General features: G+C 43.8%; 8 protein-coding genes and 1 pseudogene. 1 reads left to right on the top strand and 8 read right to left on the bottom strand.

The window, feature by feature from the left end:
- Positions 1 to 165 precede the first annotated feature (165 nt).
- The 8 genes from leuD to F6K37_RS26655 all read right to left on the bottom strand — a co-directional run bounded on the left by leuD (position 166) and on the right by F6K37_RS26655 (position 7,296).
- A complete protein-coding gene (gene leuD, locus F6K37_RS26690) occupies positions 166 to 768 on the bottom strand; it encodes a 3-isopropylmalate dehydratase small subunit (protein ID WP_008185019.1) in 603 nt (200 codons plus the stop codon).
- A gap of 11 nt (positions 769 to 779) precedes the next feature.
- A complete protein-coding gene (gene leuC, locus F6K37_RS26685) occupies positions 780 to 2,186 on the bottom strand; it encodes a 3-isopropylmalate dehydratase large subunit (RefSeq protein WP_287253381.1) in 1,407 nt (468 codons plus the stop codon).
- Between the two features lie 351 nt (positions 2,187 to 2,537).
- The gene (locus F6K37_RS26680) at positions 2,538 to 3,230 is read right to left on the bottom strand and encodes a rhomboid family intramembrane serine protease (RefSeq protein ID WP_008185023.1); all 693 of its coding nucleotides are present in this window, start codon (positions 3,228 to 3,230) and stop codon (positions 2,538 to 2,540) included.
- Between the two features lie 314 nt (positions 3,231 to 3,544).
- Positions 3,545 to 3,856, bottom strand: a complete 312-nt coding sequence (nuoK, locus tag F6K37_RS26675) for an NADH-quinone oxidoreductase subunit NuoK (protein ID WP_008185025.1) — start codon at positions 3,854 to 3,856, stop codon at positions 3,545 to 3,547.
- Between the two features lie 317 nt (positions 3,857 to 4,173).
- Complete coding sequence (locus F6K37_RS26670) at positions 4,174 to 4,800, bottom strand: NADH-quinone oxidoreductase subunit J (protein WP_008185027.1); 627 nt, start codon at positions 4,798 to 4,800, stop codon at positions 4,174 to 4,176.
- Positions 4,801 to 4,988: 188 nt separating this feature from the next.
- The gene (ndhI, locus tag F6K37_RS26665) at positions 4,989 to 5,594 is read right to left on the bottom strand and encodes an NAD(P)H-quinone oxidoreductase subunit I (RefSeq protein WP_008185029.1); all 606 of its coding nucleotides are present in this window, start codon (positions 5,592 to 5,594) and stop codon (positions 4,989 to 4,991) included.
- Positions 5,595 to 5,787: 193 nt separating this feature from the next.
- Positions 5,788 to 6,906, bottom strand: coding sequence for an NADH-quinone oxidoreductase subunit NuoH (nuoH, locus tag F6K37_RS26660; RefSeq protein WP_008185031.1), 1,119 nt, complete (start codon positions 6,904 to 6,906; stop codon positions 5,788 to 5,790).
- 249 nt (positions 6,907 to 7,155) lie between these two features.
- A complete protein-coding gene (locus F6K37_RS26655; RefSeq protein WP_154659812.1) occupies positions 7,156 to 7,296 on the bottom strand; it encodes a hypothetical protein in 141 nt (46 codons plus the stop codon).
- A 168-nt stretch (positions 7,297 to 7,464) separates the two neighbouring features.
- Here F6K37_RS26655 and F6K37_RS26650 point away from each other — a divergent pair.
- Positions 7,465 to 7,989, top strand: a pseudogene (locus tag F6K37_RS26650) (serine/threonine protein kinase); the annotation flags it as partial.
- Positions 7,990 to 8,127: the final 138 nt, after the last annotated feature.

The raw sequence follows: 8,127 nt of genomic DNA, 5'->3' as shown, positions 1-8,127 counted from the left end.
GCTGCATCGCTAATCAATAAGTTTTAACCTTTTTATGCATAGCCTGCCAACCATAAAGGCTCCACTCTCCTAAGGTTTCGTCTCCGGGATAGAATCCAGGGGCTTGCGCCCTCAGGGTCTTCGGTCAAGTTATGTCTAGTTAAGCAGATCCTAGTTAATCAGCTACTAAGAAACAACTCCCCAATCCATATAAGGCAACCTAGCCGCTGTGGATCGAATCGCTTCTACTTGAGCAACCAGTTGTCCACAAGTATCCCAAGTCCCAGTCAACAGCATGTTTCTTGGTCCATCCTCCATAAACACAGAAGCCTGCAACTCACCACAATAGACTTGCATCTCTTCCAAATCCAAGGTCATCGGGATTTCAGGATTCTCATGGAGGCTTGTTTGTAATTGCTTGACGGTTTCCGAGTCAGCGGTCACACAGGGAAGCCCTATCGCCAAGCAGTTACCAAAAAAGATTTCGGCAAAACTCTCTCCGACAATTCCTTGAATCCCCCATTTAGATATCGCTTGAGGGGCATGTTCCCGTGAAGACCCACAGCCAAAGTTACCATTTACTACTAAAACCGTTGCACCTTGATAGTGGGGTTGGTCAAAGGGATGTTGTCCGTTAGCTTGAGCGCGGTCATCAACAAAAACCTGTTGTCCGAGACCATCAAAGGTCACACAGCGCAAAAATCGAGCTGGGATAATCCGGTCGGTGTCGATATCATTCCCTACTACAGGAATTCCTGTTCCGGTAATCATCTTTACTTCACTACTCATCAGACCTGCTCCTATACCATCAACTCCCGAACATCAGCCACTGCCCCTTTAACGGCTGCGGCTACAACCATAGCTGGACTCATCAACAACGTCCGTCCCGTGGAAGACCCCTGGCGACCTTTAAAATTGCGGTTAGAAGACGAAGCACTAATCTGACTCCCTTGGAGTTTGTCCGGATTCATTGCCAAACACATCGAGCATCCAGGCTCTCGCCACTCAAACCCAGCCTCCACAAAGACTTGATCGAGTCCTTCTGCTTCTGCTTCTTGCTTAACCCGTTCCGAACCTGGAACCACAAAGGCTTTGACTCCCTCAGCCACATGATGACCTTGAGCAAATTTAGCGGCTTCTCGCAGGTCAGTCAGTCTACCATTGGTGCAGCTACCGATAAAACACACATCCACCTTTGTGCCTTGAATTTCTGTGCCTGGAGTTAGCTGCATGTACTCATAGGCTTGTTGTGCGATCGCTCTTTCCGTTTCTGGCAAACTCTCCGGTATCGGAATGGTTTCATTAACCGCAATTCCTTGACCTGGTGTAATCCCCCAGGTCACTGTAGGCGCAATGTCTGCCGCCTCAAACCTAACCACATCATCATACACGGCATCGTCATCGGACCGGATACTGTTCCACCAAGCCACCGCCTGTTCCCAATCTGCACCTTTGGGAGCAAAATCTTTCCCCTTAAGATAATCAAACGTTACCTGATCCGGGTTAACATAGCCGCACCGAGCTCCCCCCTCGATCGACATATTACAAACAGTCATCCGTCCTTCCATGGACATCTGCTCAAAGGTAGTACCAGCATATTCATAGGCATAGCCAACTCCACCTTTGACCCCCAACTTACGAATGATGTGTAAGATCACATCTTTCGGGTAAACCCCTGGGCGTAAATTACCATTCACCTCTATTTTGCGAACCTTAAGCTTAGACAATGCCAAGGTTTGGGAGGCTAAGACATCACGGACTTGAGAGGTACCAATTCCAAATGCGATCGCACCAAACGCACCATGAGTCGAAGTATGGGAATCCCCGCAAGCCACCGTCATGCCTGGCTGAGTCAACCCTTGTTCCGGAGCAATCACATGGACAATGCCCTGATTCCCAGAGCCGATATTATAAAATCGAATCCCAAACTCCTTACTACTGTTTTCCAACGCTTGCATCATCTCCTCTGCCAAGACATCAGCAAACGGACGACCTTGGTTTTCCGTCGGAACAATATGGTCTACCGTTGCCACAGTTCGTTCCGGAAACAGCACTTTCAATCCCCGTTCCCGCAGCATCGCAAAGGCTTGGGGACTAGTAACTTCATGAATTAAGTGTAAACCAATAAATAGTTGAGTCTGACCCGAAGGCAACGTGCCAACACTATGTAAATCCCAAACTTTGTCAAACAGTGTTCTCGCGCTCATTTAGAAAAGGCTTCTTACCTGGAATCCAAGACAGGGGTAATGTATTTTACCCCCAGATTTCACATTCTATTCTAAAATATGTCCTGTTCAACACAGGTTTTACATTTTTGCTAAAAAAATTAACAGCTTCCCTATAATTATTCAGCTATCATCTATCATCTATCAGCCATTAGCTATCAGCATGCAGCTTATGGGCTATTATGGGCAAGCTACGACAACAGCTTTTGAATAAAACCGGTAAATTTCTTTAATCAATGTTATTGAAAGCTGAGTGCTGACTGCTGAGTTCTGACTACTGAGTGCTGACTGCTGAGTGCTGACTGCTGAAGGCTTCCCCATCCCCACCAATCACTAATCATCAAATAAACCTAAGATTGGACCAAGGATAGCTCCGAACACAAATCCACCAGCATGAGCCCAGTAAGCAATTCCTCCCCCCTCCATTCCCACTTGAGCCTGTGCTCCCAGACTAGCTATGCCATTAAACGCTTGCTGTAGAAACCAAAACCCTAGATAAAATACAGCTGGTATCCTAGCTACGAAAAATATGATAAATAGGGGCACTAGAGTCAGGATTTTAGCATTAGGAAACCTGATAATATAGGCACCCATCACTCCAGCAATTGCTCCACTAGCTCCTAAAGCAGGGATAGGAGATAGAGCTGAGAAAAACCATTGGGCTAACGCGGCTAAAGCCCCACAAGTGAGATAAAAAATTAAGAACCTTATCCCCCCAAGTTTTTCTTCAATGTTGTTACCAAAAATCCACAAAAATAACATATTGGAGCCAACATGAAGAAAGCCAGCATGGAGAAATTGGGATGTGATCAGAGTCAAGGGTTCTGGCACAGGCTGGCCCACAGGAAAACCCTCGAAACTAGCGGTTAACTCCCTAGGTACCACAGCATAAAGCCTAAAAAACGTGTCGAGTTCTGGTTTACTTAAGCTAAGTTCATAAATAAAGACTAAAATATTAATAGCAATCAGAAGGATAGTAATATATGGCGTGATTGTGATTGGGTTTTCGTCTCTTAGGGGTACCATAATTCATTTTTATTTTATGAGTTCACCGAAATAGTCACACCAGATTCTAAAGGAAGTTTACAAAATTAACTAATCTTTGAGTTTTTGCTAAGCAGTCAGTTTTCAACCCCCGTCTATTATCACACTTTTCTCAAGTTAACTAAAACTTGATTTGTGAACTAGATAAGTCAGCTGATTGAGGAGTGCTAGATTTTGGCGTTGCTGATCTAAGGAATAATATCAAGTCTAGTTGGGTCAGTTACCACTTACCACTTACCACTTACCCTAAATCATTCCACAAGTGAGCAACGCCCTATGTTTAGCTTTTGTTGAATCTACCACTTCAGCAGATTAAATTGTTCCATATCCACCGTATCCCGATTACGATATATCGACAGCACAATAGCTAAACCCACCGCCGCTTCTGCAGCTGCTACCGTAATTACAAAAACAGTAAACACTTGACCTTTAATCCCTGCTGAGTCCATAAAATTAGAGAACCCCATTAAATTCAGATTGACCGCATTCAGCATTAGCTCAATAGACATCAGCACTCGCACGGCATTGCGGCTAGTTACTAGACCATAAATACCGATGCAGAACAAAGCAGCAGCAAGTAGTAAAAAGTATTGGAGTTGAAGTTCCATAAATCTGATAGTTTTTTAGGTAGGTAATAGTAAGCTATTCAGCATTTAGATTGGGATACCTAAATTGCTCAAAGGGAACAGTTAACAGCGGTTATGGTAACAGGTAATAACCAATTTAAGCGATGCAGCGCGGTCTTGGGGGTCTCCCCCATGAGCGACTGCATCAAGAAAAATGAACATCAGCTTAGTTTTTAAATGGGTAATTACTAGTTGGTTATTGACCCTTGAGGGGTGACAGTAAACCTTGGCATTTCGGCCACGCTACGCGAACAACTTACCCTTCACCATGCCAAGGGCGAACAACCTTCAACAAAAAACTAAACGGTTGTCTTAGTGGAATCTCCTGCTACAGACGCAAGCTCCCGAGGACGTTCAGGCAAGGTCAAAGCTGTAGCAATTTCCTGATCTCTCGAAACCAATTCCTCAGGAATATAATCCCGACGAGCTATGATAATTGCCCCTACCATTGCCATTAACAAAAGTACAGAAGCTAGCTCAAACGGCAATAAAAAGTCACTGAAAAAATGCTGACCAATCTCCACAGCAGTATTAGTAACAACCATAGCTGGATCAATTTCAACTGACCATGGCGTTGCCAAAACCATTGTACTCAGAAGCGCAAACAAACCAATACAGACTATAGCAGTGGATCCAGTGCGCACCCAGCGCTTAGTCATTGGTTGAAAATCCTCTCGCTTATTCACCAACATGATGGCAAATAAAATTAGGACATTAACCGCCCCAACATAGATTAATATCTGTGCTGCTGCTACAAAGTCAGCATTTAGCAGAATATACAATCCAGAAATACCGATGAAAACACCAGCCAGTAAAAACGCTGAGTATACAATGTTGGAAAGAAGGACAACCCCTAAAGCCGCCCCAATCATGATCACCGATAGTATGGCAACGGAAATTATCTGAACCCCTTCCGCTAGATTCATGCTTAGCTTATCTCCTCGTGATATATTTTTGGCTAATCGTTATTAGTGATAAGTCATTGGTCACAGTCAACAGTCACTAGTTAACCTTCAACCTTCAACCTTCAACTTTAAATTTTCAACCTTCAACCTTCAACCTTGGCCTTTGGCCACGCTACGCGAACAACTTTTAAAAGACCAATGACTAACAACTAACTCTTAACGTCTTCTTCCTTTGATTGCATTTGCTCGAGAATTTCCTCTGGACGCATACCAGCCCTTTGAGAACCTGCTGGCAAATCATGAGGATCCATAACCCCTTTCGGTAGATAAGCCAATTCCCTTAGAGGAGTTACCATTGGGTCTTGGGTAACTTTATAGGGGAGGCGTCCCAGGGCTACATTATCATAGTTCAACTCATGACGGTCGTAGGTAGAAATTTCATATTCTTCCGTCGCTGATAGACAGTTAGTGGGGCAGTATTCAATGCAGTTAGCACAGAAAATACAAACTCCGAAATCTATACTGTAGTGCTTGAGATTTTTCTTCTTAGTAGCTTTATCAAATTCGTAATCTACCACTGGCAAGTTAATCGGACAAACCCGCACACAGACTTCGCAGGAAATACACTTATCAAATTCAAAATGAATCCGACCGCGATAGCGCTCAGAGGGGATTAGTTTTTCGTAAGGGTATTGTACTGTAATTGGACGCCGTTGCATGTGATCAAAAGTCACCGATATCCCTTGACCAATGTAGCGAGCAGCCTGCACAGTTTCTTTAGCGTAGTCGCCAACCTGTTTGATGAACTTTAGCATAATAATAGTTTAGTGTCTCTCTCTTGATGGTCTTGCTGAGTATTGTAGTACTGATTTATGATTCCTAAATTATGTACTTTTTTAAGTATATCTTGTCCGTTTTACTACTTATTACTATCGTTTTTTCGTTACTTGTTAATTCTTAACTTTTAATAAAAAAGTAGCCAGTAAACGGACTTGATATAACTAATAACTAACCACCAAAGGCAATTGGAAATGCCAATTTAAGAGCAGCAGTTAATAGAAGATTTACCAAAGCTACTGGTAGTAGAAACTTCCAGCCTAAGTTAAGCAATTGGTCAATCCGAACCCGAGGCAGTGTCCAGCGTAACAGAATAGCTGTAAAGATCAGGAAGTAAGCCTTTAGCAGGGTCATGGTAATCCCTAAAGAAGCAGTAATCACCTGCAACCAGGAACTGGTTTCACTCACACCTAGCCAGCCCGCAAGCTTATCGAGAGGAATGGGGAACTCCCACCCACCGAGATAGAGCACTGCTACGAGCAAGGCAGATAACACGAGATTGACGTAGGAACCGACATAGAACAAACCAAATTTCATCCCAGCGTATTCTGTCTGATAGCCAGCTACCAGTTCTTCTTCTGCTTCGGGTAAGTCAAAGGGGAGTCGCTCGCATTCTGCCAAGGCCGAAATCCAAAAAATTAGGAAACCCACTGGTTGACGCCAGATATTCCAACCCAGAATGCCGTATCCCGATTGCTGATCAACGATGTCAATGGTGCTGAGGCTGTTGGACATCATGACAACAGCTAGAACCGCTAATGCTAGAGGAATTTCGTAACTGATAGACTGAGCTGCAGCTCTTAAGCCTCCGAGTAAGGAATACTTATTATTAGAGGCGTAGCCAGACATTAACAGACCAATCGGCTGAATGCTCGACAGGGCAATCCATAGGAATATGCCTGTGCCCACATTGGTAATTACCAAGTTCTGTCCAAACGGTACAATCAGGTAGGAGATAAATACCGGCAGTACAACCAGGATTGGTCCGAGGGTGAATAATAAAGAGTCAGATTTGGCTGGAATAACATCTTCTTTGAAGACGAGTTTGATGCCATCTGCTACAGGCTGGAGTACCCCTAGAGGGCCAGCGTATTCTGGACCAATGCGCTGTTGAGCAGCAGCTGAAATTTTTCGTTCTAACCAGACCACTACCAAAACCCCTACGGTGGCAACGGTAATCATTAGAAATAGGGGTAATGGCATCCAAATGGCTTTAGCTGCACCAGCGGGGATGCCTAGATCACTCAGCGATTGAATAAAACTGCTTTGGAGGTCAATTCCTGGATTCATATTTTCCCATGAAGGTTATCATTGAGACCATCGATACCGCTGGTATCAGTGGGTATAAGTTTCTTTATGAAGATTTTTTGAGAACTTCAGTGTCTAGTATATACTTGAGAGCTTAATTTCTCCCGATCACCCGATCACCCCTTGTCTATCCTAGACCTAAAGCATTGCTAGGATAGCTCTATCGCTATTGTTTTTATATATAGGGTTCATCAGCAATTGGATGGGAGTGCGATCGCACTGTTATAGATATCACTGTATAGATCGCGATAGATCGCGCTTTTCCTGGGATGTTAGAACCGCAGGTGCTGCTTTCCCGGCATCCAGCTGCGGAAAATCTAGTCTGTAGACTTGCCTATAAGTATCTTGCCCATAGCTATCTGTTCGTGGCATTATTAATGACCAACGATTAAGTTGTAATATTTAGGCTTATTATTGTCGTTGACTATACCAAAAGCGATTGGCCGTAGACCACACTACGCGAACGCATTTCTACTTAAAACTTCTACTTAACAAACTTAAAGCTAAACTTTCAAGTAGATCAACCCATCTTTAACCCCAATGATCCTGTGCATAAATCCTGGGTGTCCTCAGCCCGGTAACCCTGATACGGATCTATTCTGCTCAAGCTGCGGTTCTGAGTTATTGCTGGCGGGACGGTATCGGGTCAGCCGATTACTCGGAGAAGGTGGCTTTGGACGAATCTATGAGGTGACTCACAAGGGAATTGCCAAGGTTCTCAAAATTTTGATTAACGATGAACCCAAAGCTGTGGAACTTTTTGAGCAAGAAGCCAGAGTTCTCACTCAGCTCAATCATCCAGGTATTCCTAAAGGAGAGGAAAATTTTACCTTCTTTCCCAGAAACCACCAAACCCCCCTATACTGTTTGGTCATGGAAAAAATCTCTGGGCTGAATTTAGAGGAGTATCAGGAAAAGCGAGGAAATCGCCCCATTGATGAAAAATTAGCCTTGGATTGGTTATTTCAAATCGTTGATATTCTCCAAGCAGTTCATCAGGAAAACTTTTTCCATCGCGATATCAAACCTTCCAATATTATTTTGCGTCCAGATGGACAACTAGTATTAATTGATTGGGTGTGGCTCTTTTGGAAAGACGTTTGGTCAGGTTTAGAGAGGTATCGGAAGAGTAGGAGGAGCAGTAATAGAGCAACGAGCTTGAATTAGTCGTTTCATCAAAGGAAGGCCATCTTTGTACAAAGA

The organism is Moorena sp. SIO4E2 (assembly GCF_010671945.1).
Lineage (GTDB): Bacteria > Cyanobacteriota > Cyanobacteriia > Cyanobacteriales > Coleofasciculaceae > Moorena > Moorena producens.
Note: the sequence above shows the minus strand (reverse complement) of the source record. Positions and strands in the feature narration are given on the sequence as shown.

What these genes read in the sequence shown, in the direction of transcription:
- nuoK (WP_008185025.1), bottom strand. Translation starts at nt 3,856, where the DNA reads ATGGAACTTCAACTCCAATACTTTTTACTACTTGCTGCTGCTTTGTTC.
- F6K37_RS26670 (WP_008185027.1), bottom strand. Translation starts at nt 4,800, where the DNA reads ATGAATCTAGCGGAAGGGGTTCAGATAATTTCCGTTGCCATACTATCG.
- leuD (WP_008185019.1), bottom strand. Translation starts at nt 768, where the DNA reads ATGAGTAGTGAAGTAAAGATGATTACCGGAACAGGAATTCCTGTAGTA.
- nuoH (WP_008185031.1), bottom strand. Translation starts at nt 6,906, where the DNA reads ATGAATCCAGGAATTGACCTCCAAAGCAGTTTTATTCAATCGCTGAGT.
- F6K37_RS26655 (WP_154659812.1), bottom strand. Translation starts at nt 7,296, where the DNA reads ATGCCACGAACAGATAGCTATGGGCAAGATACTTATAGGCAAGTCTAC.
- leuC (WP_287253381.1), bottom strand. Translation starts at nt 2,186, where the DNA reads ATGAGCGCGAGAACACTGTTTGACAAAGTTTGGGATTTACATAGTGTT.
- F6K37_RS26680 (WP_008185023.1), bottom strand. Translation starts at nt 3,230, where the DNA reads ATGGTACCCCTAAGAGACGAAAACCCAATCACAATCACGCCATATATT.
- ndhI (WP_008185029.1), bottom strand. Translation starts at nt 5,594, where the DNA reads ATGCTAAAGTTCATCAAACAGGTTGGCGACTACGCTAAAGAAACTGTG.